This is a genomic window from Methylobacterium sp. A54F (assembly GCF_053346035.1).
In genome coordinates this window covers 468,092-490,340 of record NZ_JBKFBF010000001.1, presented here as the reverse complement: position 1 = coordinate 490,340, position 22,249 = coordinate 468,092, and the positions used below count along the sequence as shown (strand labels likewise).

Genomic DNA, 22,249 nt, shown 5'->3' with positions numbered 1-22,249 from the left:
TTCCCGGAGCCTCCGATGGCCACGCTCATCCTGTCCACGGCGGGTGAGGCGGCCGGCTCGGCGCTCGGGGGGCCGATCGGTGCCGTGCTGGGCCGGACGGCGGGCTCGCTCGCGGGCTCGGCCATCGACAGGGCGCTCGTCGGTGGGTCCTCGCCCCGCCACGTGGAGGGCCCGCGCCTCGCCGACGTCGCCGGGCTGAGCTCCACCGAGGGCGAGCCGGTGCCGCGGGTCTACGGCCGGGCCCGGATCGGCGGTACCCTGATCTGGGCGACGCGCCCCCTCGAGGTCGCGAGCACCAGCGTCGAGCGCGCGGCGGGCGCGAAGGGCGGGGGCGGCCAGCGCACGACGCGCACGGCCTACGCCTACTACGCCAACCTCGCGATCGGGCTGTGCGAGGGAGAGATCGCCTTCGTGCGCCGGATCTGGGCGGACGGGCGCGAGCTCGACCTGACCACCCTGACCTGCCGGGTCCACACCGGAGGGCCCGACCAGGCGCCGGACCCGCTCATCGTCGCCAAGGAGGGCGCGGGCGCCGCACCCGCCTACCGGGGGCTCGCCTACGTGGTGTTCGAGCGGCTCCCGCTCGCCGATTTCGGCAACCGGGTGCCGCAATTCGCCTTCGAGGTGGTGCGGCCGGTCAACGGCCTCGCGCCACTGGTGCGCGCCGTGAACCTCGTTCCCGGCGCCACCGAGTTCGGCCTCGACAGCGTGCGCGTCAGCGTCGATGCGGGCTTCGGCGAGTCCCGGGCGGCGAACCGCTTCCAGTTCCAGCGCGAGGCCGACGTGATCGCCTCCCTCGACGCGCTGCAGGCCCTGTGCCCGCGGCTCGCCCGGGTCTCGGTGGTGGTGGCGTGGTTCGGGGACGACCTGCGCGCCGGGCAGTGCCGGGTGGTGCCGAAGGTCGAGCACCGCGGCAAGGCGACGACCGGGGACGTCTGGTCGGTGGCGGGACTCGGCCGCGAGGCCGCCGAAATCGTCTCCACGGCCCCCGGCGGCGGCCCGGCCTTCGGTGGCACGCCCTCCGACGCAGGGCTCGGGCGCCTCGTGGCCGAACTGCGCGCCCGCGGCCTCGCGGTGGTGCTCTACCCGTTCGTGATGATGGACGTGCCCCAGGGCAACGCCCTGCCCGACCCGCGCGACCCCGCAGCCGGCGGCCAGCCCGCCTACCCCTGGCGGGGGCGCATCACCTGCGACCCGGCGCCGGGCCGGCCCGGCAGCCCGGAGGGCACCGCGGCGGCGGACGCGCAGGTCGCGGCCTTCTTCGCGGGCGCGCAGGGGTATCGGGCGCAGGTGCGCCACTACGCGGGCCTCGCCGCGCAGTGGGCGGCCGCCGGCATCGACATCGCGGGCTTCATCCTCGGCAGTGAGCTCCCGGGCCTGACCCGCCTCCGGGGGGCGGGCGGCGCCTACCCGGCGGTGGCCCAGCTGCGGGCGCTCGCCGCGGAGGTGCGCACCCGCCTCGGACCCGGCGTGGCGCTCACCTACGCGGCCGACTGGACCGAGTACGGCGCCGACGTCCGGGACGGCGGCGCGAGCGTCCGCTTCCCCCTCGACGCCCTCTGGGCCGACCCGGCGGTCGACGCCGTCGGGATCGACTTCTACCCGCCGCTCAGCGACTGGCGCGACGCGCCGGACCACGCCGACCGGGCGCTCGCGGACGCGATCCACGACCGCGCCTACCTGAAGGGCCGGCTCGCGGCCGGCGAGGCGTTCGACTGGTACTACGCGAGTTCCGCCGACCGGGCGGCGCAGCGGCGCACGCCGATCACCGACGGGGCTGCGGACAAGCCCTGGATCTACCGCCCGAAGGACCTCGTGGGCTGGTGGTCGAACCCCCACGTCGAGCGCGACAACGGGGTCGAGACCCGCACGACCGCCTGGGTGCCGGCGGGCAAGCCGATCTGGCTCACCGAGGTCGGGGTGCCCGCGGTGGACAAGGGCACGAACGGCCCGAACGTCTTCCCGGACCCGAAATCCTCCGAGAGCGCCCTGCCGCCCTTCTCGCGCGGCCGCCAGGACCCGCTGATCCAGGTCCGGGCGCTGGAGGCGCTGATCGGCCGCTTCGATCCGGCGGTGCCGGGCTTCGTACCCGCCCACAACCCGGTCTCGCCGGTCTACGGCGGGCGCATGGTGCCGGCGGACGCCCTGTTCCTGTGGTGCTGGGACGCGCGGCCCTTCCCGACCTTCCCGGACTTCGACGGCATCTGGGCCGATGCCCGGAACTGGGGCGTGGGGCACTGGCTCACCGGCCGCATCGAGGGCTGCGACCTCGATCGGCTGATCCCCGCGATCCTCGCCGATCTCGGCATCGATGCGCCGGCTCAGCTCTCGGTCGCCGCCTGGTGCGACGGCTACGTGATCGACCGGCCGCTCTCCGGCCGCGCCGCGCTGGAGCCCCTGGCGCAGGCCTACGGCCTCGACGTCTCGGCCGGCGCCGGCCGCTTCACGGTGCGCGGGGCCGAGCGCGGGGACGCGGTCCCGATCGCGGCGGACGAGCTCGTGCAGGCCGCTCCCGACGAGGCCCCCCTGGCCCGTGTCCGCAGCGAGGAGAGCGCCCTGCCGCGCAGCGTCGAGATCGGCTTCAGCGATGCCGAGAGCACCGCGTACCGGCGGGCGCAGGCGGTGGCCATCCGCCCGGCCGGCGGCCGGCGCCGCGAGAGCCGGGTCGAGACCGCCCTGGTGCTCCGGCGCGATGCGGCGGAGGCCCTGGCCGAGGCGCTCCTCGACGCCGCGGTGGCGGGGCGCGAGGGCGCGACCTTCACCCTCGGGCCGCGCCGCCTGGAGCTGGAGCCCGGCGACCTCTTGGCCCTGCCGGACGCCTCCGGCCTCCACCGCATCGCCCGCATCGACGACGGCCCGGCCGGGCGCCGGATCGAGGCGCGGGCGGTCCCGGCGCGGAACCGGCCCCCGCCGGCGACCGGCCTGCAGCCGCCCGCCCGGCCCGCGCCGGTGCCGGCCGTCTTCCCCGGCCGGCCCTTCGCCCGCGCCCTCGACCTGCCCCTCACCCGCGGCGCGCCGCCCGCCCTGCAGGTCCTCGCCGCGGCGGCCGAGCCGTGGCCCGGCGCGCTGGCGCTGTGGCGCTCGGACGGTCCCGAGGCGCCGCTGGCGCTGCGCGGCCTGATCGACTTCCCCGCCTGCCTCGGCGAGACGCTGAGCGCGCTGCCGCCGGGGCCCCTCTGGCGGTTCGACAGGGGCGCGCGCCTCGACGTGAGCCTGCGCCATGCGGGCGGCCTCGGCGCCGTGGACGAGGGGGCCGCCCTCGGCGGCGCCAACCTGTTCGCGGTGGTGGCGCCGGACGGCACGACCGAGATCCTGTCCGCGGCCGACGTCGCGCTCACCGGGCCGCGCACCTACCGGCTCGCCCGGCTGATCCGGGGGCTGGCCGGCAGCGAGGCCGCAGCCGCCCGGCCGGCGCCCGCCGGCAGCCTGATCGTGCGCCTCGACGACGGGGCGGTGGTGCCCCTGGTCGACCGCCTCGACGAGGCGGGCCGGCCCTTCCGCTACCGGATCGGCCCCGCCGACCGCGATCCCGGCGACCCGCTCTTCGCCGAGTTCACCGCGAGCGCGGGCCTCGCCGCCCTGCGGCCCCTGAGCCCCGTGCAGCTCCGCGCCCGGCGCGAGCCCGGCGGCATCCGCCTCAGCTGGATCCGCCGGGCGCGCTCCGCCGCCGACGCCTGGGAGCCCGTGGAGATCCCCCTCGACGAGCCGGCGGAGGCCTACGCGGTCGCGATCCTGCGGCCGGACGGGCGCAGCCTGCGCGAGGTCGCGACGACCGCCCCGACCCTCCTCTACGCCGACGAGGCCGTCGATTTCGGCGCCCCCTGCCGGGAGCTCGACGTGGCGGTGTCGCAGGTGAGCCCGGTGGCGGGCCCCGGCGCGGCGCTGCGGGCCCGGGTGCCGGTGCGCGCCGCCTGACCCACCCCCCAGAGGAGCCGGCCGATGCCGAACACCCGCAACCTCGGCCTGCCGCTCCTGGCGGCGGGCCAGGCGCAGAAGCACGTCACCCACAATGAGGCGCTCACGCTCCTCGACGCCCTCGTCCAGGTCGCAGCCCGGGACAAGGACCTGGCGCAGCCGCCGCCGAGCCCGGCCGAGGGCGACCGCTACATCGTCGCCCCGAATCCCGGCGGGGCCTGGACCGGGCTCGCCGGGCGGATCGTGCGCTTCGAGGACGGCGTCTGGGCCGCCACCGAGCCGCGGGCGGGTTTCCTCGCCTACCTCACCGACGAGGCCGCGCTCTACCTGTACGACGGCGCCGCCTGGGCGCCGTTCCGCCCCCGCATCGACGCCCTCGACGGCCTCGCCCGCCTCGGAATCGGCACGACGGCGGACGCGCTCGTCCCCTTCGCGGCGAAGCTCAACGCCGCCCTCTGGACCGCCCGGCCGCGGGCCGAGGGCGGCACGGGCCACCTGCGCTACACCCTCAACAAGGAGGCCCCGGCCGACGTCCTCTCGCTGCTGCTGCAGTCCGGCTACGCGGGGCGGGCCGAGATCGGCCTCGTGGGCGGCGACGACCTCGTGCTCAAGGTCTCGGCGGACGGAGCCGCCTGGCGGGAGGCGCTGCGGGTCGACCGGGCGAGCGGGGGCATCGACTTCCTCGCCGCCGAGACGAGCCTTCCGGCCGCGGCCACCACCGACCTCGGCGCGGCCGGGAGCCTCCTCGTGGCGATCACGGGCTCGGGCAGCATCGCCGCGTTCGGCACGCGCCCGCGCTGCCTGCGCCTCATCCGCTTCGCCGGGGCGCCGGCCCTCGTCCACCACGCGACCCAGCTGGTCCTGCCGGGCGCGCGATCCATCGCCGCGGCGCCCGGCGACACCGCGCTGGCGACCTCGGACGCCGCCGGCAACTGGCGGGTGCGCCACTACCAGCGCGCCGACGGCCGCGCCCTCGACGCGCGCTCCGCCCGCCTCGCCGCCCTCCTCTACGGATGACCCGACATGAAGCGCCAAGCCCTCGCCTACACCTTCGCGCCGGGCGCCCGGCAGGTCACGCTCCTGGGGCTGCCGGGCCTCGCGGCCGCCCAGGTGCTCGCCATCGTCAACACCACCGCCAACGCCCCCCTCTACCTCGCGGGCGACCCCGACCTCGGCCTCGCGGCCTACGCGGCCGGCACCCTGACCCTCAAGGCCGACACCGCCGCGATGGCTCCCACGGACGCCCTGCTCATCCTCTACGAGGACGGCGCCCAGGACACGCTGGTGCCGCCGGGCTCGCCCTTCAGCGCCAGCGCGGCCGGCACCCTCGCGGCCCTGCGCACGGACGGCTACGGCACGGTGGCGCTCTCCGTCGCGGCGGTGGCGGCCGGCAGCCTGCTCGCCTTCGAGGTCAGCACCGACTCGAGCGACGGCCAGGACGGCACCTGGGCCGCCCGGCTGATGCAGCCCCCCGGCGGCGGCCCGGCGGCCGCCTTCACGATGGCCCCGGGGCTGTTCGCCGCGAGCGTCCCGGAGCGCTGGTTCCGGGTGCGGCAGGCGGTCTACGGCGGCGCCGGCGCCTCGAGCGTCGGCATCGTGCTGCGGCGGGCGGCGCTCGCCCCCCAGACGCTGGCCTGCCTGCCGTCCGGCGCGGGCCTGCCCTGCGGCACCACCGCCACCCGCATCAAGGTGGCGGCCGGCCTCAACCCGACCCTCGTCAAGGCGGGCCCGGCCAACCTCTACGGCCTCGTGGTGTCGAGCGCGGCCTCCGCGGCGCGCTTCCTCAAGCTCTACAACCGGGCGAGCCCGCCGGCCGTCGGCACGGACGCGCCCCAGCACACGATCCTCGTCCCGGCCGGGCAGACCGTGAGCCTGCAATTCCCGGTGCCGCAGCCGTTCACGGCCGGGCTCGCCTACGCGACCACCCTCGCGGCGGCCGACACCAACACCGCCGGCATCACCGCCGACGACCTCAACGGCGTCCTCAACTGGGCCTGAGGCCCCCCTCCGGAGACAGGTCGATGACACACGCGATGGAGCTCAGCGCCATCGGACGGGCGGCGCTCGTCGCGCGCGAGGGCCGGCGCCTCGCGGCCTACCGCGACGCCGCCGGCATCTGGACCATCGGGGTCGGCCACACCAGTGCGGCGGGGCCGCCGGCCGTGACGCCGGGCCTGACCCTCGACGCGCAGACCTGCGACGCGATCTTCGCCCGCGACGTCGCCGCCTTCGCCCGCGTCGTCGCCGACGCCCTGCCGGGCCCCCTGCCGCCCCACGCCTTCGACGCCCTGGTCTCGCTCTGCTTCAACATCGGACCCGCGGCCTTCCTGCGCTCCAGCGTGCTGCGCCGCCTGCGGGCGGGCGACCGGGCCGGGGCGGCCGAGGCCATCCTGCTCTGGAACCGGCCCGCCGTGCTGATCCCCCGGCGGCAGGCCGAGTACGACCAGTTCCGGACCCCCTACGCGGAGGCGCTACCGCGCGCCCGCCGCGGCGATCCCGCCCCGGTCTCGTCCCCGCGGCCGGGCGCCGGGCCACCGGCGCGGCCGCGCCGCACCCTGCGCCCCTCCGAGCCCACCCCGATGCCCCCCGCGGCGCCCGGCGCACCAGGCCCCCTCGGCCGTCTCTGGCGCGCCGTCCGGGCCCGCCTCGGCCGGCCCTGAACCGCCCTTACCCCAGCACGACGGAGACCCCGCCCATGCAGACCCGTACCCTCGTCCGCCCCGCCCTCGCGGCGCTCGCCCTCCTCGTCGGGCCGCTCGTGGCCACCGCCGCGGCCGGAGCCGCCGAGGCGGCCGTCCTGCCCTGGGGCGACGCCCTCGCGGCGGCCGCGCAGGGAGCCGCGGCCGCGGCCGTGCCCCTCGCGGCGGCGGCCGCCACCGGGCTCCTCGCCCGGGTCGCCGGCCCCTTACGCGTCCTCGTGACCAGCACCCTGGTGGAGCGCCTGGTGCGCAACGTCGCCGACTACGCCCTCAACGCGGTGGCGGGGGCCGTGAAGGGCCGGACCCTGACGGTGCCCCTCGGCTCCGCGGTGATCGCCCAGGCGGTGCAGCGGGCGGCCGACCAGGCGCCCGCCTGGCTCCTGCGCGAGGCGGGGGGCCTGGAGGGCCTCGCCGAGAAGGTGTTCCGCAGCCTGCCCCTGGAGCCGGCCGCGGAGGCCCGCAACACCCTCGGTCCCGCGATCGAGGCCGCCCGCCGCACGGCGCGCCGCCCGTGAGCCCGCGGAGCCTGTCCGGGCGGCTGTTCCCGTCCTCGGCCTCCTCCTGAAGGGGACGGAACGGCCGGGCGGCGCCGGCCGGGCAGCGCGCGGACCGCGTTCGCCGGGCCGGTTCCCGGGGCCTGCCTCGGGAGCATCAGGCTCGGAGCCGATGATGGAGAAGATCGCCCTGGAGGCCGCCCGCCTGCTGTTCAGCGAGGGCGGGGCGGGCTGGATCGTCGCGGTCCTGCTCGGCCTCGCCTGCCTGCACCTGCACCGGGAGAACCTGCGGGGCCTCGAGGCCCGCATCGGCGAGGCGGGCGCCACCGCGACGGCCCTGGAGCGCGCCTCGCAGACCAACGCCGCCGTCGCGGCGGCCATCGAGAGCCGCACGCGCGTGCTGGAGGAACTCGCGCGCCTCGCCGCCGAGATCGCCCGCGGCGTCGAGCGCAACGACGAGCGCGCGCGGGAGACGTTCGACGCGATCCTGCGCCTCGCCGCCGAGTCCAGGCGCCAGCCGCACCCCTGATACCCACTGAGCGAGACGCGCATGCCCCTCCGACCGATCCCGCAGCCCCCGCCCCCCGGGTGTGCCCGCCTGCCCGAGGCCGCCCTGCGCCTGCGGTCCGCGCGCCGGCGCTTCGAGGCCTCGGTCGTCCTCCTGCGCCGGGCCGCCCTCGACCATGCCGACGCGCAGGCCCTCGCGAGCCTCGTGCTGCGGGCGAGTCGCGAGCGGATGGCGGCGACCGCCGAGGCGTGATGGCCCCCGGTGCGCGCCCTGCGGCGGCGCTTCACCCCTGTGGACAGGGAACCGGAATCGCCCTCGCCCGTATGGCTCCCCACGAGCCGGATCGCCCCCGATGCGCCAACACAGGATCGAAGCCCCTCCGCTGCCCCCGGCCTCCGCCCCGCCGCGCGCCCGGGGTGCCCGGGACGGAGCTATTCAGGGGGCATTCAGTGCTCCGGCCGGATATCTGCAACCCATGCGACACGTCCTCGTCCTGCTGTTAGCCTGCTCGACCGTCGCGGCCCTCGCGACGGGCGGCCTCGGCTCGCTGGCGGACGAGACCGGGCAGTCCGCCCGCGTGGCGCAGGTCCAGAGCGCCCCGGCGCCGCGGGCCGAGAACTGCCTGGCTCCCGCCGACCTCCGCGAGGCGGTCTCGGAGGGCCGGGTGATCGAGCCGGTGGCCGCGATCCGCGCCGCCCGCACGGTGATCCCGCGGGCCGACATCCAGCGGGCGATGCTGTGCCGGCACGAGGACGGCCTCGTCTACATGCTCACGGCCTTGCGCCGGGACGGGCACTTCGTGCACGTGATGGTGGATGCCAAGACGGGCCAGGTCGCCGGCCAATACTGAGGGCGCGCCCTGATCCGCGCCCATGAACACGGAGCGAGCCCTTGCGCCTTCTCGTCGTGGAGGATGACCGGGATATCAACCGGCAGGTCGTGAACGCCCTGGAGGAGGCCGGCTACGTCGCCGACAAGGCCTTCGACGGCGAGGAGGGCGGCTATCTCGGCGAGAACGAGCCCTACGACGCCATCATCCTCGACATGGGCCTGCCGAAGGCCGACGGCGTCACCGTGCTCCAGCGCTGGCGCCGGAACGGGGTGAAGACCCCGGTGATCATCCTCACCGCCCGCGACCGCTGGTCGGACAAGGTCGACGGCTTCGATGCCGGCGCCGACGACTACGTGACCAAGCCCTTCCACATGGAGGAGCTGATGGCGCGGGTCCGCGCGCTGCTGCGCCGCGCCGCGGGGCACGCCTCCAGCCAGATCACCTGCGGCCCCGTCACCCTCGACACGCGCTCGGGGCGGGTCTTCGTGGACGGCAACCCGATCAAGCTCACGAGCCACGAGTACCGGCTGCTCTCATACCTGATGCACCACACCGGGCGCGTGGTCTCCCGCGCGGAGCTGACGGAGCACCTCTACGACCAGGACTTCGACCGCGACTCGAACACCATCGAGGTCTTCGTCGGCCGCCTGCGCAAGAAGCTCGCCGTCGATCTGATCCAGACCGTGCGGGGCCTCGGCTACCTCGTGGATCCGAACCAGCCCGCCGCGCGGGTGTGATACCTGCTACGCTGGATTCCTGCGGCAGGCGGAGCCGACTTGGCTCAAGCGCCCTGCGGAGGCGGGGCCGGGCCGTCCGATGCCGCGATCATCGCCTCGATCGCGTCCGCCAGGGGCGGCAGATGAAGCGTGAGGATGTTCCAGAGCACCGGCGGCTCGACCGCGAAATAGTCGTGGCGTAGCACGTTGCCGATTCCGCGGATCTCCGGCCACGCCGGGCCAGGGTGGCGATCGATCATGTCCTGCGGCAGCGCCCGGACAGCCTCCGAGATGATCAGGATCGCGTGCTCGGTCGTTCGCCGCATCACGTAGGATGCAGCGAACGAGGCGAATGTCTGCCCAACCGTCGCCGCGCGCAGCTGCGCAATCTCGTCTTGAATATGCCCTAGGCGGGCTCGCGGGTTCCTGCTGGGTGCCATCAGAAGATGCGGATGGCCTCGCGCTCGACCTCAGGGAGGATGTGCTTGGATAAGCCATCCCGCGTCGAATAGCCGACCGCAAGCCCGGGGAATGCTTCGACGAGACGCAGGTAGACGCCCATGTAGTTGGTCAGGCTGTAGAAACGCTCCGTGGCAGGCTCCACGAACACGTCGATGTCGGAATCCGCGCGCGCCTCGTCGCGGGCCACCGAACCGAACAGGTACAGGGTCCCCACGCCGAAGGCCCGGATCTCGGGCTCCGCCGCCCTGAGGCGGACTATGGCATCCTCGCGTCTCACATCGCCATCCTATCCCGTCGCGCTGGGATGCGCCACGACGCGGTGGGTCCGACACCGTCGCGTGGGTGTACATTTGCCGTCGTGTCGGCTGCCCGCCCTCGTTCGAGACCCGCCGGCACGGTGCACCTCAGAATGCGGTCACGGGCGGGAGCCGCATCGAGAGGGTCATGGTTGGATTCGCCTCCTCGGGGCCGCGATGATACCGCAGGGCGCGCCGGCGCTATGCTGCGCCCGGACGCGACGCCGCCCGAGAGCCCTGGCCGCCCAGCATCGATGACCGCCCTCCTCGACCTCCTCTCGCTGCGCCAGCGCTCGATCGCCGTGCGCCTCGCCGTCTCGGCGCTGCTCGCGAGCTCGGCGATCCTGCTGATCGCCGCCTGGATCCTCACGACGCTCTACCGCGAGAACACCGAGCGCGCCTTCGACAGCCGGCTCCTCGTCTTCGCCAACAACCTCGCCACCGACCTCGTCTCGCCGAGCGACCCCGAGAGCCGGTCCTTCTCGCTCGGCGACCCCCGCTTCGACCTGCCGCTCTCCGGCTGGTACTGGCAGGTGGGGCGGCCGGACGCCAAGCCCCGGGACCTGCGCACCTCGCGCTCCCTCGTCGGCGTGCCGCTCAAGCCCGCCACCAGCCCGGACGGCAAGGCGGGCGTCGGCCAGATCCGCCAGGGCTACGGCCGGGGCCAGGACGACCGCCTCCTGCGCATCATCGAGCGCGACGTCGATCTCGGGGAGGAGGGCCGCTACACCGTCCGGGTGGCGGGACCCGCCGACGAGATCGTCAACGACGTCGATCGCTTCCGCTTCTCGCTGTTCGTCACCTTCGGGCTCCTCGGCCTGTTCCTCGCGCTCACCACGCTCCTGCAGATCCGCTTCGGCCTCGCGCCCCTCGCGCAGATGCGCGCGGCCCTCGGCGCCATCCGGCGCGGCGAGGCCGACCGCATCACCGGCTCCTACCCACGCGACATCGCGCCGGTAGCCGGCGAGGTGAACCTCCTCATCGAGACGAACCGCGAGATCCTGGAGCGGGCCCGCACCCAGGTCGGCAACCTCGCCCACGCCCTCAAGACCCCGCTCTCGATCATCGTCAACGAGGTCGGGGGCGCCGACGCGCCGGACGACCTCGCCCACAAGATCCGCGAGCAGGCCGCGGTGATGCGCGACCAGGTGAACTACCACCTCGACCGGGCCCGTGCGGCGGCGCTCGCCGGCACCCTCGGCACCTCGACGGAGGTCGAGCCGGCGCTGGCCGGCCTCGTGCGCACCTTCGGCAAGATCTACCGCGACAAGGACATCGCCTACGAGGTCAGCGTCCCGCCGGGCCTGCGCTTCCGGGGCGAGCGGCAGGATTTCGAGGAGATGGTCGGCAACCTCGTCGACAACGCCTCGAAGTGGGCGAACGGGCGCGTGGCGATCCGGGCCGAGGCCGTCGCGCAGGACGAGTATCCCCACCTCCTCGTCGCGATCGAGGATGACGGGCCGGGCCTGCCGCCGGAGGCGCGCTCGGCGGTGCTCGGGCGGGGGCGGCGCCTCGACGAGACCAAGCCCGGCTCGGGGCTCGGCCTCTCGATCGTGGCCGACCTCGCCGCCCTCTACCGGGGCCGCTTCCGCCTGGAGGAGGCGGCGCTCGGAGGCCTGCGCGCCGTGCTGGAGGTGCCCGGCGACGCCCCGGCGGGGGCCGCTCCCCACTGAGGGGCTGCGGGCCCGGGGCGCCCGCTCGGTTTGCCTCGCGCGGCCGAGCGGTTAAGCTCGGGCGGGCGAGGCAAACCCGACGGGCGTGCCCTCGCGCGTGACACCGTGTCACCGGGGATGGACTCGTGCGCCCATGCCCCCGGCTTTACATGGCTGACTTCCGGGAGCGGGCCGCTCGGTCCCGATACGTTAGGGTCCGATGACGGCGATCTGGTTCATCCTGGCACTGATGACGGCGGGGGCGGTGCTGGCGCTGCTCTGGCCGCTGTCGCGCCGCCTGCGCGCCGGAGCGCCGGACACGGCGGGCCTCGCCACCGAGACCGGGTTCTACGAGGACCAGCTCGCCGAGATCGAGCGCGACCTCGGCCGCGGCCTGATCGCGCCCGACGAGGCCGAAGCCGCCCGCACCGAGGCCGCCCGCCGCCTCCTGCGCGCGAGCCGCGAGGGCGGCACGGCGGAGGCCGCCGACCTCGCCGAGCCCCACCTGCGCCAGCGCCGCGCGGCTTCCGCCTTCGCGCTCTCCACGATCCCCCTCGTGGCCCTGATCGCCTACGGCCTCTACGGCTCGCCGAACCTCCCCGCGCAGACCGCCTCCGACCGGCAGGCCGCCCAGACGAGCAGCCAGGACCTGATGCGGGCGGTGGGGCAGATCGAGGCCCGGCTGGCGAGCGACCCGGACGACGTCCGCGGCTGGGCGGTGCTCGCCCCCGTCTACATGCGGCTCGGCCGCTTCGAGGACGCGGCCCGCGCCTACGGGGCCGTGGCCCGGATCAAGGGCGAGCCCCCGGAGGTCCTCGCCGAGTGGGGCGAGGCGCTGGTGGCGGCCGGGAACGGCACGGTGCCGCCCGAGGCCAAGGCGATCTTCGAGCGGGCGCTCGCCCGCGATCCCGCGGCGGCCAAGCCCCGCTTCTACCTCGCCCGCGCGGCCGAGCAGGCGGGCGACACCCCGGAGGCGATCCGCCAGCTCACGACCCTCAGCGAGGGCGCCCCCGCCGATGCCACCTGGCTCCCGATGGTCCGCCAGAATCTCGCCCGCCTGAAGGGCGAGCCGGCCCCCGAAGCTCCGCCGGAGGCCGCCCCGAACGCGAACGCGGCGCCCGCCGCCGGGGCGCCGGCCGATCAAAACGCCGCGATCCGGGGCATGGTCGAGGGGCTTGACCAGCGCCTCGCCAAGCAGGGCGGCAGCCCCGACGAGTGGCTGCGCCTGATCCGTTCGCGCCTCGTGCTGAACGAGCGCGACAAGGCGCGCGCCACCCTCGACCGGGCCCGCGAGGCCCTGGGGCCCGACAGGGGCGCCGTCGAGCGCCTGGAGGCGGGTGCGCGGGACCTCGGGCTCGTCGAGGGCGCCCAGGGCCGCGCGCCCGGCAAGCCGCCCACGAGCGTCGCCGCCGCCGATCCGGAGGCGCGGGCCGACACCGAGGCGGCGGTCGCCGCCGTGAAGGCGATGCCGGCCGCCGAGCGCGACGCGGCGATCCGCGCGATGGTGTCGAACCTCGACCGGCGGCTCGCGGCCAAGGGCGGCACCGCCGACGAGTGGCTGCGCCTCGTGCGCTCCTACAGCGCGCTGGGCGAGCGCGTGCGGGCCTCCCAGACCCTCGACCGGGCGCGCATGGCGCTCGCCGCCGACGCCACGGCGGTGCTGCGCCTCGACGGCCTCGCCCGGGAGCTCGACCTGCACGGCTCGGCGGGCAAGCCCTGACAATCGGTCTCGGGGCGGGCGCCCGCCCGGGCCTTGACCCGGGGCTCCCAGGGACCGACACCCAGCGGTAACAGATATCAGGGCTGCCCAGGCCTGGCCCTGAACGACCCACCGGGACGGAAAAGCCGTGACGCGCAAGAGCCGCCGCCTGATCCTGATCGCCGCCGCGGGCTCCGTGCTGACGCTCGCGGTCGGCCTCATCCTGTTCGCGATGAGCGGCTCGATCGTGTTCTTCCGCTCGCCCACGGAGGTCACCGCCCAGGGCGTGGCCCCCGGCACCCGCTTCCGCCTCGGCGGCCTCGTGAAGGAGGGCTCCCTCCAGCGCGGCCCCGACCAGACCGTCGACTTCTCGGTGACCGACACCAACGCCACGGTCCAGGTGCAGTATCGCGGCCTGCTGCCGGACCTGTTCCGCGAGGGCCAGGGCGTGGTGGCCGAGGGCACGCTGCAGCCCGGCGGCGTGTTCCGGGCCGACACCGTGCTCGCCAAGCACGACGAGACCTACATGCCCCGCGAAGTCGCCGACGCGCTGAAGGCGCAGGGACGCTGGCAGGAAGGCGGCGGCAAGGCGGCCGGGCAGGCGTCGCCGAAGGCCGCGGCCGCCGAGGGCAGCCTCGGTCCCCGCAGCGAGCGCTGAGCGACAGGAAAGGACACCGCACCCGTGCTCGTCGAGGTCGGACACTTCGCGCTCGCGCTCGCGCTCGCGCTCTCCCTGGTCCAGGCGGTGATGCCGGTCTGGTCCGCCCGCTCGGGCGATCCGGCGCTGCGCCAGGTGGCGACGCCGGCGGCGCTCGGGGCCTTCGCGTGCATCCTGTTCGCCTTCGCGGCGCTGACCTACGCCCACGCCACCTCGGACTTCTCCGTCCAGAACGTGGTCGAGAACTCGCACACCACGAAGCCCTTCATCTACAAGCTGTCCGGCGTGTGGGGGAATCACGAGGGCTCGATGCTCCTCTGGGTCCTCATCCTCACCTTGTTCGGGGCGCTGGTGGCGGTCGCCCGCACCGCGGTGCCGCCGGTGCTGCGGGCGAACACCCTCGGCGTCCAGGGCCTCATCACCTTCGTGTTCGTGCTGTTCATCATCACGACCTCGAACCCCTTCAGCCGCGCCGTCCCGGCACCGACCGAGGGCAACGACCTCAACCCGCTCCTGCAGGATTTCGGGCTCGCGGTGCATCCGCCGCTGCTCTACCTCGGCTACGTCGGCTTCTCGATCACCTTCGCGTTCGCCATCGCGGCGCTGATCGACGGGCGCATCGACGCGGTCTGGGCCCGGGCCGTGCGACCCTGGACGCTCACCGCCTGGGCGTTCCTCACCCTCGGCATCGCGATGGGCTCCTACTGGGCCTATTACGAGCTCGGCTGGGGCGGCTGGTGGTTCTGGGACCCGGTCGAGAACGCCTCCCTGATGCCCTGGCTCGCCGGCACGGCGCTCCTGCACTCCACCGTCGTCATGGAGAAGCGGGACGCCCTCAAGGTCTGGACGGTGCTGCTCGCCATCCTGACCTTCTCGCTCTCGCTCCTCGGCACCTTCATCGTGCGTTCCGGCGTGCTGACCTCGGTCCACACCTTCGCGACCGACCCGACCCGCGGCGTCTTCATCCTCGCGATCCTGGTGCTGTTCATCGGCGGCTCGCTGACCCTGTTCGCCTGGCGGGCGCCGCTGCTGCGCCAGGGCGGCCTGTTCGCGCCGATCTCCCGCGAGGGTAGCCTCGTCCTCAACAACCTGTTCCTGGTGGCGGCCTGCGCCACGGTGCTGGTCGGCACCCTGTACCCGCTGCTCCTCGAGATGCTGACGGGCGACAAGATCTCGGTGGGCCCGCCCTTCTTCAACAGCACCTTCCTGCCGCTCGCGGTGCCGCTGCTGCTGATCGTCCCCTTCGGCCAGACGCTCGCCTGGAAGCGGGGCGACGCGCTCGCTGCCGCGCAGCGCCTGTTCTTCGCCCTCGGCCTCGCGCTGGCGGTCGGCCTCGCGGCGCTGGCGTTGACCTGGGGCGGCCCGGTGCTGGCGCCGGTGGGGATCGGGCTCGGCGCCTACCTGATCATCGGCTCGGGCCTCGAGGTCTTCGCTCGCGCCCGCGGCTACGGGGCGGGCCGGGCGCGGGGCGCCGCCGCGATCCTGCGACGGGCCCTCGGCCTGCCGCGCTCGGCCTTCGGCACGGCGCTGGCGCATGCGGGCGTCGGCGTGGTCGTGCTCGGCATCGCCGCGCAGGGCTGGGCGACCGAGGGGCTCGCGACGCTCAAGGCCGGCGAGAGCCTCGCCACCGGCCCCTACGTCGCGACCCTCGACCGCGTCGCCCCCCGCTCCGGCCCGAACTACGAGGAGACGGCGGCCTTTCTGACGGTGCGCAGCCGCGCCGGCGACGAGGTCGGCCACGTCGACACCGGGAAGCGCTTCTACCCGAGCCGGCGCATGACGGTGACGGAGTCGGGCCTGCTCACCGTGGGGGCGAGCCAGGTCTATGCCAGCCTCGGCGAGATGCAGCCCGACGGCACGGTGGGCCTGCGCCTCTACTACAAGCCCCTGGTGCTGCTGATCTGGCTCGGCGCCGTGGTGATGGCGCTGGGCGGGGCCGTCTCCCTCACCGACCGCCGCATGCGCGTCGGCGCGCCGGCCCGGGCGCGGGCCAAGGCGCTGCCGCCGTCCGCGGTGCCGGCGGAGTGAGGCCCCGGATGAGGTCACCGGCCGCCCTGCGCCTCGCGCTCCTCGCCCTCGTGCTGGTCTCGGGGCCGGCGGGCGCCGTCCAGCCCGACGAGGTCCTGAAGGATCCGGGCCTGGAGCACCGGGCCCGGTCGATCTCGGCCGGCCTGCGCTGCCTCGTCTGCCAGAATCAGTCGATCGACGATTCCGATGCGCCGCTCGCCCGCGACCTGCGCGTCCTGGTCCGCGAGCGCCTCAAGGCCGGCGACACCGACCAGGGCGTCGAGGATTACGTGGTGCGCCGATACGGCGAGTTCGTTCTGCTGCGCCCGGTGCTGGCCTGGCACACGCTGCTGCTCTGGCTGACGCCCATCCTCGTCGTCCTCCTGGGCGGCCTCGCCCTCTGGCGCCTCGCCCGGCGCAAGGCTCCCCCGCCCGAGCGTCGGCTGACCGAGGCCGAGACCGCCGAGGTCGAGGCCCTGCTGAACCGCGACCGCCGCTCGGTCTGACCCGGACGGCGACCCGCGCTCAGGCCGCGGGCGGCGCAAGGTGCTTGAACATGTGCGTGCGGGCCTCGGCGTCCATCTCGGCCTTGAAGGGGAAGCGCTCCTTCAGCGCGAGGGCGCGGGCCGCCGCCGGGCGCCCCGCCACGGCGTCGTGCAGCCGGCGCAGGTTCGGGAAGGCGGCCCAGGCCTCCTCGCCGAGGACGAAGGGGATCATCCGCGCCCAGGCCCACACGCCCATGTCCACCACCGTGTAGGCGTCCCCGACCATGTGGGCCCGGTCGGCGAGGTGGGCGTCGAGCACGCCGTAATGGCGGCGCGCCTCGTAGGCGTAGCGGTCCCGCGCGTAGGGCACCGGCTCGGGGGCGAAGTGCCGGAAGTGGACGGCCTGGCCCGAGAACGGCCCGATGCCCGAGGCGACGAACATCAGCCAGGACAGGAAGGGCCCGCGCTCGGCCGGATCCTGCGGCAGGAAGCGGCCGGTCTTCTCCGCGAGGTAGAGCAGGATGGCGTTGCTGTCGAAGACGGTGACGCCGTCGTCGACGATCGCGGGCACCTTCGCGTTCGGGTTCACGGCGCGGTAGGCGGCCGCGAACTGATCGCCCCGGCGCGTGTCGACCGGCACCGGCTCGTAGGGCAGCTCCAGCTCCTCCAGCAGGAGGGCGACCTTCGTGGGGTTCGGCGTGCCGTTGAAGTAGAAGGTGATCATGGGCTCGTCCCGCGCTCGAGAGGCACCGGTCTGCCAGAGGGCGGCGGCGCGCGGAAGGCCCCCTGGTCGCGGCGCGGACACGCCTATCTTCGCCGTATCCGCCTCCGCCCGGAGCCGATCCGATGAGCCATTTCCTCAACACCCGCGCGAGCCTCGTGACGGATGCAATCGACGGTCTGCTTGCCACGAGCGGCGGCCGCCTCGCCCGGCTCGACGGCTATCCGGAGATTCGCGTCGTCCTGCGGGCCGAGCCGGACCCGGAGGCCGTCGCGGTGGTCTCGGGCGGCGGCTCGGGCCACGAGCCGGCGCATGCGGGCTTCGTCGGCCCCGGTCTCCTCACCGCCGCGGTGTGCGGGGACGTCTTCGCCTCGCCCTCCGTCGATGCGGTGCTCGCCGGCATCCTCGCCGTCACCGGGCCGGCGGGCTGCCTGCTCGTCGTGAAGAACTACGCCGGCGACCGCCTCAACTTCGGGCTCGCGGCGGAGCGCGCGCGGGCGCTGGGGCGGCAGGTCGAGACCGTCCTCGTGGCCGACGACGTCGCCCTGCCGGGCGCCGCCCAGCCCCGAGGCCTCGCCGGCACCCTGTTCGTGCACAAGGTCGCGGGCCACGCGGCGGCGGCGGGCCGCCCGCTCGCGGAGGTCGCCGACCTCGCCCGGCGCGCCGCGGCCCGGACCCGCTCCCTCGGGATCGCGGTCTCGACCGCGACGGTGCCGGGCAGCCGCCCGGAGGCGCGCCTCGCCGAGGGGCAGGCCGAGCTCGGCCTCGGCATCCATGGCGAGCCGGGCGCCGAGCGCATCGCGTTGCCCGATGCGCGCGCGCTCGCGGACCTGATGATGGGGCGCGTCGCGGCGACGCTCCCGGACGCCGCCCCGCTGGCGCTTCTCGTCAACAATCTCGGTGCGACGACCGCCCTGGAGATGCAGCTCCTGACGCGGGCGCTCCTCGGCACGCCGCTCGGCGGCCGGGTGACGCTTCTGCTCGGGCCGGCCGCCGCGATGACGGCCCTCGACATGCACGGCGCTTCGGTCTCCGTCCTCGCCCTCGACGCCGCGCTCGAGGCGGCGCTGCGGGCCGAGACGCCGGTGGCGGCCTGGCCGCGGGCCGTGCCGGTCGCGCCGGCCGCGGTGCGGGCACTGCCCGCCGAACTCGCGGCGGGGCCCGCCGCCCCGCCCTCCCGCGACCCGGCGGTGGCCGCGGCGGTCGGTGCCGCCTGCGAGGCGCTCGTGGCGGCGGAGGCGGAGCTGAACGCCCTCGACGCGAAGGTCGGCGACGGGGACACCGGCACCACCTTCGCGGGGGCGGCCCGGGCCGTCCTCGACGTCCTCGACACCCTGCCGCAAGCCGACCCCGCCGCCCTCTGCCACGCGCTCGGCGAGCGGATCGGCCGGGCGGCCGGCGGTTCGAGCGGGGTGCTGATGGCGATCTTCTTCTCCGCCCTGGGCTCAGGGCTCGCGGCGGGCGCCGCCTGGCCGGCCGCGGTCGAGGCGGGTGTGGAGCGGCTGCGTCAGTACGGGGGTGCCGGCCCCGGCGACCGCACGCTCCTCGATGCGCTGATCCCGGCCGCCGCTGCCCTGGCGACCGGCGGCCTGCCGGAGGCAGCCGCCGCGGCGGAGCGCGGTGCCGCCGCCACCGCTACCATGGATCGGGCGGCGACGGGGCGGTCGAGCTACCTCGCCGCAGCCGACCTTGCCGGCCATCCGGACCCTGGCGCGGTCGCGGTGGCGCGCGTCTTCGCGGCCCTTGCTGCGACCTGAGGCAACCCTGCAACGGTCCACGAGCAGTGCCGGGAGGGCGCGCCGCCGCGCTTGCATCTCTGAGTTGTCGGATTTAAGGGTTCAGATGCGCACAAGATGCATTTTTTGATTGCATTTCGCATACAATTTTCCGAGGCTGAAGGTGGGCCTCGCGCAGCGCCCACAGCCTGAGCCGCAGCCCATGTCCGCACCCAAACCCAAGCAGGCCACGGAAGCCGACCAGTCGATCGGGAGCCGCATCGCCGCGCTCCGGATCGCACAGGGCATCAGCCAGACGGCGCTGGGCAACGCGATCGGCGTGAGCTTCCAGCAGGTGCAGAAGTACGAGGCCGGGCGCAACCGCGTGGGCGCCGGGCGCCTGCAGGCCATCGCCGACCTCCTGAGCGTGCCCGTCTCAACCTTCTTCACGGAGCAGTCGGAAGCCGCCGAGGACGCCGAGCCGAACCTGAGCTTCCTGCGGGTGCCGGGCGCCCTCGACCTCGTGAAGGCCTACGGGCGCATCGAGGACGACCAGGTGCGGCGGGACGTGCTCTCCCTCGTCCGGTCGGCGGCGCGCCTCTACGAGACGGCAGCGACCGCTGGCGAGCCCGACGGACCCGTCGACGCGGCCTGAGGCCGGCTTCGAGGGGGCCTTCGCATACACCCGCTCAGGCGGCGTCCGCGCGCGCCATGCAGGCCATGATGGCATCGAGCATCCCGGTCTCTTCGCCGGCCATCGCATCCATGGCCCGCATCCGGCCGATCACCGTCGCGCCGATCACCTCCTCCACCGTGTCCTCCGCGAAGGCGTAGTAGATCGTGGCCGCCTCGCCGTCGCGATGGCAGCGGCCCTCGATCTGCGCGAGCTGGATCGCGCTGTGGCGCATGTCGTGCACGACGAGGGAACGGACCCGCTCGCCCCCAGGCATCTCGTTGCGGTGGAGCGAGATCGATTCGGTCACCGTGAACACGATGGCGTCGCAGGCGCCCGTCTGGAAGGCCTGGCGGGCCGCCTCGTTCGCGTCGGCGCCGCGGGTGCCGTCGAGGCTGGCCGCGCGCCAGCCGCGGGCCTCGAGCGCGGCGACGAGGGCCTCGCCCGTCTCGAGGAAGGCGACCGAGATCGCGACCTGCTGGTCGGCCTCCAGCAGGCCCTCCACGAACTCGGCGGTGCCGGCCACCCGCAGCAGGCTCGCCTTCTGGCGGAAGCGGAGATCGGCGGCCCACCCGGCCGGCCGGCGGGTGCTGCCGCCGAGGAGACCCCATTCGCGGCGGAACTCCCGCCAGGTGGCCTCGTAGAGGCGGCGCTCGTCGGGCTTCAGGGCGGTCGGCTGCAACTCGCGCTGCACCTCCGGCCAGCCGGCGATGTCGCCGGGCCGCCGCCGCAGGCCGATCGCGTCGGCGCCGCGATAGAGCAGGTCGGCCATCACCGCGCAGTCGCGCGGGTTCGCCTCCCAGGACCAGTTCACCCAGCGCCCCTTGGCCCGGCCGATCCCGAGCCGCTGCATCAGGCCCCGGAACTCGGCGAGCGTCCCGGTCGGCTGCCCGACCGCCGCCCCGAGCAGGCGGCCGAGATAGGACAGTTCGTGGGGTGCCTGCCCGGCGGTCGCGCTGAGGTAGAGGGTGAAGGCTGCGGCGTCCGCGAGCTGGCGGCAGACGAGACTCTGCTGGGCGTAGGGGTTGCGCAGCCGGTGGCTCTCGTCGAACACCACGAGCGGCCAGCTTCGGCGCAGGCGGCCGTGCTTGGCGAGTTCGTTGTTCTTCGCCCGCGTCGAGCGCCGCGTGCTCGCGGGCGGCGGCGCCATCAGCGCCTTGGTGCGCTCGTAGTTGATCAGTGTGACGGACTTCGCGCTCCCGCCGGCCCGCGCGATCGTCCGGCGCCATTGCGGCATGGCGCCCTTCGGGCAGACGATCAGCACCTCCGCCTCCGGCATCGCCTGGAGCGCCCCCCAGGCCGACAGGGTCTTGCCGAGGCCGGTCAGGTCCCCGAGCAGGAAGCCGGGGCGACCCGCCGCGCGGGCGGCCAGGATCGCCGCTGCAGCCTCGCGCTGGTGCGGACGCGCCACCAGGGGCTCGCCCGCCGCCCCGTCCACAGCGCGCTGCGCCTGCGACCGCATCGCCATCTTGCCTGCGCCTCCCCGACGACTAGAACATAGAGTGAACGAAAGGTTACCATAACCCTCGCCGGACCGGAGGTTCGATACCCATGGCGCGCTATCGGTTCCACTGCATCAACGGCCTCGAATGCGTCTTCGACGCGATCGGCGCGGACATCCGCGCACCCGGCCGCCTGCCCGGCAAGGCCGACGAGGTGGCCCGCCGGGTGATGGAGCGCCTGGAGGACCGGAGCGACTGGGCGGCTTGGCAGGTTAGCGTGCACGACCTAAAGGGGCGGCGCGTGCTGCTCCGGCCCTTCACGGGCAACCGGACGGGCGAGAGAGCGCGGGCCGCCTGATCCGGCGGCGGGCGGGGCGACGGGGCCCGGTCGCCCCGCGGGGAGCGCCTCCGTTGCCTCGGGGCTGAGGGCAGGCCTATAACCGCCCCTTCCCAACGCCACGACGTCGAGGACGGCCCCGAGCAGGGCGCGCCGGCCTCCGTCGCGAGAGACGCGAGACAGGTCACGCCATGGCCGGCCATTCCCAGTTCAAGAACATCATGCACCGCAAGGGCCGCGTGGACGCGGTCCGCTCGAAGCTCTTCGGCAAGCTCGCCCGCGAGATCACGGTCGCGGCGAAGCTCGGCACGCCGGACCCCGCGATGAACCCGCGCCTGCGCGCCGCGGTGCTCGCCGCCCGCGCCGAGAACATGCCCAAGGACAACATCGAGCGCGCCATCAAGAAGGCGGCCGGCGGCGAGGGCGATAACTACGAGGAGATCCGCTACGAGGGCTACGGCCCCGGCGGCGCGGCCCTGATCGTCGAGGCGCAGACGGACAACCGCAACCGCACCGCCTCGGACGTGCGCTCGGCCTTCACCAAGTCCGGCGGCAGCCTCGCCGAGACCGGCGCGGTCGCCTTCATGTTCGACCGGGTCGGCGTCGTCGCCTATCCGGCCGCCGTGGCCGACGCCGATACGATGCTCGAGGCCGCGATCGAGGCGGGCGCCGACGACGTCCGCTCCGGCGAGGACGGCCACGAGGTCACCTGCGCGCAGGAAGCCTACGGCGAGGTCAGCAAGGCGCTCGAGGCCCGCTTCGGCGAGCCGAGCCGCACGGCACTGATCTGGAAGGCCCAGAACACGGTCGACGTGGACGACGAGACCGGCGAGAAGCTGATCCGCCTCGTCGAGGTGATCGAGGATCAGGACGACGTCCAGAACGTCTACGTCAACTTCGCCCTCTCCGAGGCGCTGATCGCGAAGCTCGAAGCCTGA

At 74.9% G+C, this 22,249-nt stretch carries 22 protein-coding genes; 18 read left to right on the top strand and 4 right to left on the bottom strand.

Features of this window, described 5'->3' with window-relative positions; genetic code table 11:
• Positions 1-15: 15 nt before the first annotated feature.
• The 9 genes from ACLBXP_RS02410 to ACLBXP_RS02370 all read left to right on the top strand — a co-directional run bounded on the left by ACLBXP_RS02410 (position 16) and on the right by ACLBXP_RS02370 (position 9,185).
• A complete protein-coding gene (locus tag ACLBXP_RS02410) occupies positions 16-3,915 on the top strand; it encodes a baseplate multidomain protein megatron (RefSeq protein WP_447665950.1) in 3,900 nt (1,299 codons plus the stop codon).
• A 24-nt stretch (positions 3,916-3,939) separates the two neighbouring features.
• Positions 3,940-4,932 (top strand): DUF2793 domain-containing protein, encoded by a 993-nt coding sequence (locus ACLBXP_RS02405; RefSeq protein ID WP_447665948.1) that lies wholly within the window; start codon positions 3,940-3,942, stop codon positions 4,930-4,932.
• Between the two features lie 6 nt (positions 4,933-4,938).
• A complete protein-coding gene (locus ACLBXP_RS02400; RefSeq protein ID WP_447665947.1) occupies positions 4,939-5,913 on the top strand; it encodes a hypothetical protein in 975 nt (324 codons plus the stop codon).
• A 35-nt stretch (positions 5,914-5,948) separates the two neighbouring features.
• The gene (locus ACLBXP_RS02395; protein WP_447666207.1) at positions 5,949-6,575 is read left to right on the top strand and encodes a lysozyme; all 627 of its coding nucleotides are present in this window, start codon (positions 5,949-5,951) and stop codon (positions 6,573-6,575) included.
• Positions 6,576-6,610: 35 nt separating this feature from the next.
• Complete coding sequence (locus ACLBXP_RS02390; protein ID WP_447665946.1) at positions 6,611-7,129, top strand: hypothetical protein; 519 nt, start codon at positions 6,611-6,613, stop codon at positions 7,127-7,129.
• Positions 7,130-7,283: 154 nt separating this feature from the next.
• Positions 7,284-7,637, top strand: a complete 354-nt coding sequence (locus ACLBXP_RS02385) for a hypothetical protein (protein WP_447665945.1) — start codon at positions 7,284-7,286, stop codon at positions 7,635-7,637.
• A 21-nt stretch (positions 7,638-7,658) separates the two neighbouring features.
• On the top strand, positions 7,659-7,868 hold the full coding sequence (locus ACLBXP_RS02380; RefSeq protein WP_447665943.1) for a hypothetical protein: 210 nt from the start codon (positions 7,659-7,661) through the stop codon (positions 7,866-7,868).
• Positions 7,869-8,091: 223 nt separating this feature from the next.
• Positions 8,092-8,466 carry a PepSY domain-containing protein gene (locus ACLBXP_RS02375; RefSeq protein ID WP_447665941.1) on the top strand — a complete coding sequence of 125 codons (375 nt, stop codon included), beginning with the start codon at positions 8,092-8,094 and terminating at the stop codon, positions 8,464-8,466.
• Positions 8,467-8,507: 41 nt separating this feature from the next.
• Positions 8,508-9,185: a response regulator transcription factor gene (locus ACLBXP_RS02370; RefSeq protein ID WP_447665940.1), complete on the top strand. Its 678-nt coding sequence runs from the start codon at positions 8,508-8,510 to the stop codon at positions 9,183-9,185.
• A gap of 44 nt (positions 9,186-9,229) precedes the next feature.
• Here the strand turns inward: ACLBXP_RS02370 and ACLBXP_RS02365 are convergent, their stop codons facing one another.
• Both ACLBXP_RS02365 and ACLBXP_RS02360 read right to left on the bottom strand, forming a co-directional pair.
• Positions 9,230-9,604: a HepT-like ribonuclease domain-containing protein gene (locus ACLBXP_RS02365; protein ID WP_447665938.1), complete on the bottom strand. Its 375-nt coding sequence runs from the start codon at positions 9,602-9,604 to the stop codon at positions 9,230-9,232.
• Positions 9,604-9,903: a nucleotidyltransferase family protein gene (locus tag ACLBXP_RS02360; RefSeq protein WP_447665936.1), complete on the bottom strand. Its 300-nt coding sequence runs from the start codon at positions 9,901-9,903 to the stop codon at positions 9,604-9,606. Before ACLBXP_RS02360 ends, ACLBXP_RS02365 begins: the two co-directional genes overlap by 1 nt.
• Before the next feature lie 273 nt (positions 9,904-10,176).
• Between ACLBXP_RS02360 and ACLBXP_RS02355 the strand changes: the two genes are divergently transcribed.
• From ACLBXP_RS02355 to ACLBXP_RS02335, 5 genes are all read left to right on the top strand, one after another.
• Positions 10,177-11,595 carry a sensor histidine kinase gene (locus ACLBXP_RS02355; RefSeq protein ID WP_447665935.1) on the top strand — a complete coding sequence of 473 codons (1,419 nt, stop codon included), beginning with the start codon at positions 10,177-10,179 and terminating at the stop codon, positions 11,593-11,595.
• A gap of 199 nt (positions 11,596-11,794) precedes the next feature.
• Positions 11,795-13,294 carry a c-type cytochrome biogenesis protein CcmI gene (gene ccmI, locus ACLBXP_RS02350; RefSeq protein WP_447665934.1) on the top strand — a complete coding sequence of 500 codons (1,500 nt, stop codon included), beginning with the start codon at positions 11,795-11,797 and terminating at the stop codon, positions 13,292-13,294.
• Between the two features lie 127 nt (positions 13,295-13,421).
• A complete protein-coding gene (gene ccmE / locus ACLBXP_RS02345; protein WP_447665933.1) occupies positions 13,422-13,931 on the top strand; it encodes a cytochrome c maturation protein CcmE in 510 nt (169 codons plus the stop codon).
• Between the two features lie 24 nt (positions 13,932-13,955).
• Positions 13,956-15,959 (top strand): heme lyase CcmF/NrfE family subunit, encoded by a 2,004-nt coding sequence (locus tag ACLBXP_RS02340; RefSeq protein WP_447665931.1) that lies wholly within the window; start codon positions 13,956-13,958, stop codon positions 15,957-15,959.
• A gap of 8 nt (positions 15,960-15,967) precedes the next feature.
• Positions 15,968-16,444, top strand: coding sequence for a cytochrome c-type biogenesis protein (locus ACLBXP_RS02335; protein WP_447665929.1), 477 nt, complete (start codon positions 15,968-15,970; stop codon positions 16,442-16,444).
• 19 nt (positions 16,445-16,463) lie between these two features.
• Here the strand turns inward: ACLBXP_RS02335 and ACLBXP_RS02330 are convergent, their stop codons facing one another.
• Positions 16,464-17,147 (bottom strand): glutathione S-transferase family protein, encoded by a 684-nt coding sequence (locus ACLBXP_RS02330; RefSeq protein WP_447665927.1) that lies wholly within the window; start codon positions 17,145-17,147, stop codon positions 16,464-16,466.
• Between the two features lie 122 nt (positions 17,148-17,269).
• Between ACLBXP_RS02330 and ACLBXP_RS02325 the strand changes: the two genes are divergently transcribed.
• Together ACLBXP_RS02325 and ACLBXP_RS02320 are read left to right on the top strand one after the other, a co-directional pair.
• Positions 17,270-18,901, top strand: a complete 1,632-nt coding sequence (locus tag ACLBXP_RS02325) for a dihydroxyacetone kinase subunit DhaK (protein WP_447665925.1) — start codon at positions 17,270-17,272, stop codon at positions 18,899-18,901.
• A gap of 181 nt (positions 18,902-19,082) precedes the next feature.
• Positions 19,083-19,514 carry a helix-turn-helix domain-containing protein gene (locus ACLBXP_RS02320; RefSeq protein WP_447665924.1) on the top strand — a complete coding sequence of 144 codons (432 nt, stop codon included), beginning with the start codon at positions 19,083-19,085 and terminating at the stop codon, positions 19,512-19,514.
• A 34-nt stretch (positions 19,515-19,548) separates the two neighbouring features.
• On the opposite strand, the gene ACLBXP_RS02315 is transcribed toward ACLBXP_RS02320, so the two are convergent.
• Entirely contained in the window at positions 19,549-21,000 is a 1,452-nt protein-coding gene (locus tag ACLBXP_RS02315) for a DEAD/DEAH box helicase family protein (RefSeq protein ID WP_447665922.1), read from the bottom strand.
• An 83-nt stretch (positions 21,001-21,083) separates the two neighbouring features.
• Here ACLBXP_RS02315 and ACLBXP_RS02310 point away from each other — a divergent pair, with 83 nt between their 5' ends.
• Together ACLBXP_RS02310 and ACLBXP_RS02305 are read left to right on the top strand one after the other, a co-directional pair.
• Complete coding sequence (locus ACLBXP_RS02310; RefSeq protein WP_447665921.1) at positions 21,084-21,332, top strand: DUF6894 family protein; 249 nt, start codon at positions 21,084-21,086, stop codon at positions 21,330-21,332.
• Between the two features lie 170 nt (positions 21,333-21,502).
• Positions 21,503-22,249 (top strand): YebC/PmpR family DNA-binding transcriptional regulator, encoded by a 747-nt coding sequence (locus tag ACLBXP_RS02305; RefSeq protein ID WP_447665919.1) that lies wholly within the window; start codon positions 21,503-21,505, stop codon positions 22,247-22,249.

Bases quoted from the DNA above. Each gene is read 5' to 3' on its own strand.
- ACLBXP_RS02410 (WP_447665950.1), top strand. From the start codon at position 16: ATGGCCACGCTCATCCTGTCCACGGCGGGTGAGGCGGCCGGCTCGGCG.
- ACLBXP_RS02365 (WP_447665938.1), bottom strand. From the start codon at position 9,604: ATGGCACCCAGCAGGAACCCGCGAGCCCGCCTAGGGCATATTCAAGAC.
- ACLBXP_RS02305 (WP_447665919.1), top strand. From the start codon at position 21,503: ATGGCCGGCCATTCCCAGTTCAAGAACATCATGCACCGCAAGGGCCGC.
- ccmI (WP_447665934.1), top strand. From the start codon at position 11,795: ATGACGGCGATCTGGTTCATCCTGGCACTGATGACGGCGGGGGCGGTG.
- ACLBXP_RS02390 (WP_447665946.1), top strand. From the start codon at position 6,611: ATGCAGACCCGTACCCTCGTCCGCCCCGCCCTCGCGGCGCTCGCCCTC.
- ACLBXP_RS02325 (WP_447665925.1), top strand. From the start codon at position 17,270: ATGAGCCATTTCCTCAACACCCGCGCGAGCCTCGTGACGGATGCAATC.
- ACLBXP_RS02355 (WP_447665935.1), top strand. From the start codon at position 10,177: ATGACCGCCCTCCTCGACCTCCTCTCGCTGCGCCAGCGCTCGATCGCC.
- ACLBXP_RS02395 (WP_447666207.1), top strand. From the start codon at position 5,949: ATGGAGCTCAGCGCCATCGGACGGGCGGCGCTCGTCGCGCGCGAGGGC.
- ACLBXP_RS02385 (WP_447665945.1), top strand. From the start codon at position 7,284: ATGGAGAAGATCGCCCTGGAGGCCGCCCGCCTGCTGTTCAGCGAGGGC.
- ACLBXP_RS02320 (WP_447665924.1), top strand. From the start codon at position 19,083: ATGTCCGCACCCAAACCCAAGCAGGCCACGGAAGCCGACCAGTCGATC.
- ACLBXP_RS02400 (WP_447665947.1), top strand. From the start codon at position 4,939: ATGAAGCGCCAAGCCCTCGCCTACACCTTCGCGCCGGGCGCCCGGCAG.
- ACLBXP_RS02335 (WP_447665929.1), top strand. From the start codon at position 15,968: ATGAGGTCACCGGCCGCCCTGCGCCTCGCGCTCCTCGCCCTCGTGCTG.
- ACLBXP_RS02315 (WP_447665922.1), bottom strand. From the start codon at position 21,000: ATGGCGATGCGGTCGCAGGCGCAGCGCGCTGTGGACGGGGCGGCGGGC.
- ACLBXP_RS02405 (WP_447665948.1), top strand. From the start codon at position 3,940: ATGCCGAACACCCGCAACCTCGGCCTGCCGCTCCTGGCGGCGGGCCAG.
- ACLBXP_RS02310 (WP_447665921.1), top strand. From the start codon at position 21,084: ATGGCGCGCTATCGGTTCCACTGCATCAACGGCCTCGAATGCGTCTTC.
- ACLBXP_RS02380 (WP_447665943.1), top strand. From the start codon at position 7,659: ATGCCCCTCCGACCGATCCCGCAGCCCCCGCCCCCCGGGTGTGCCCGC.
- ACLBXP_RS02330 (WP_447665927.1), bottom strand. From the start codon at position 17,147: ATGATCACCTTCTACTTCAACGGCACGCCGAACCCCACGAAGGTCGCC.
- ACLBXP_RS02375 (WP_447665941.1), top strand. From the start codon at position 8,092: ATGCGACACGTCCTCGTCCTGCTGTTAGCCTGCTCGACCGTCGCGGCC.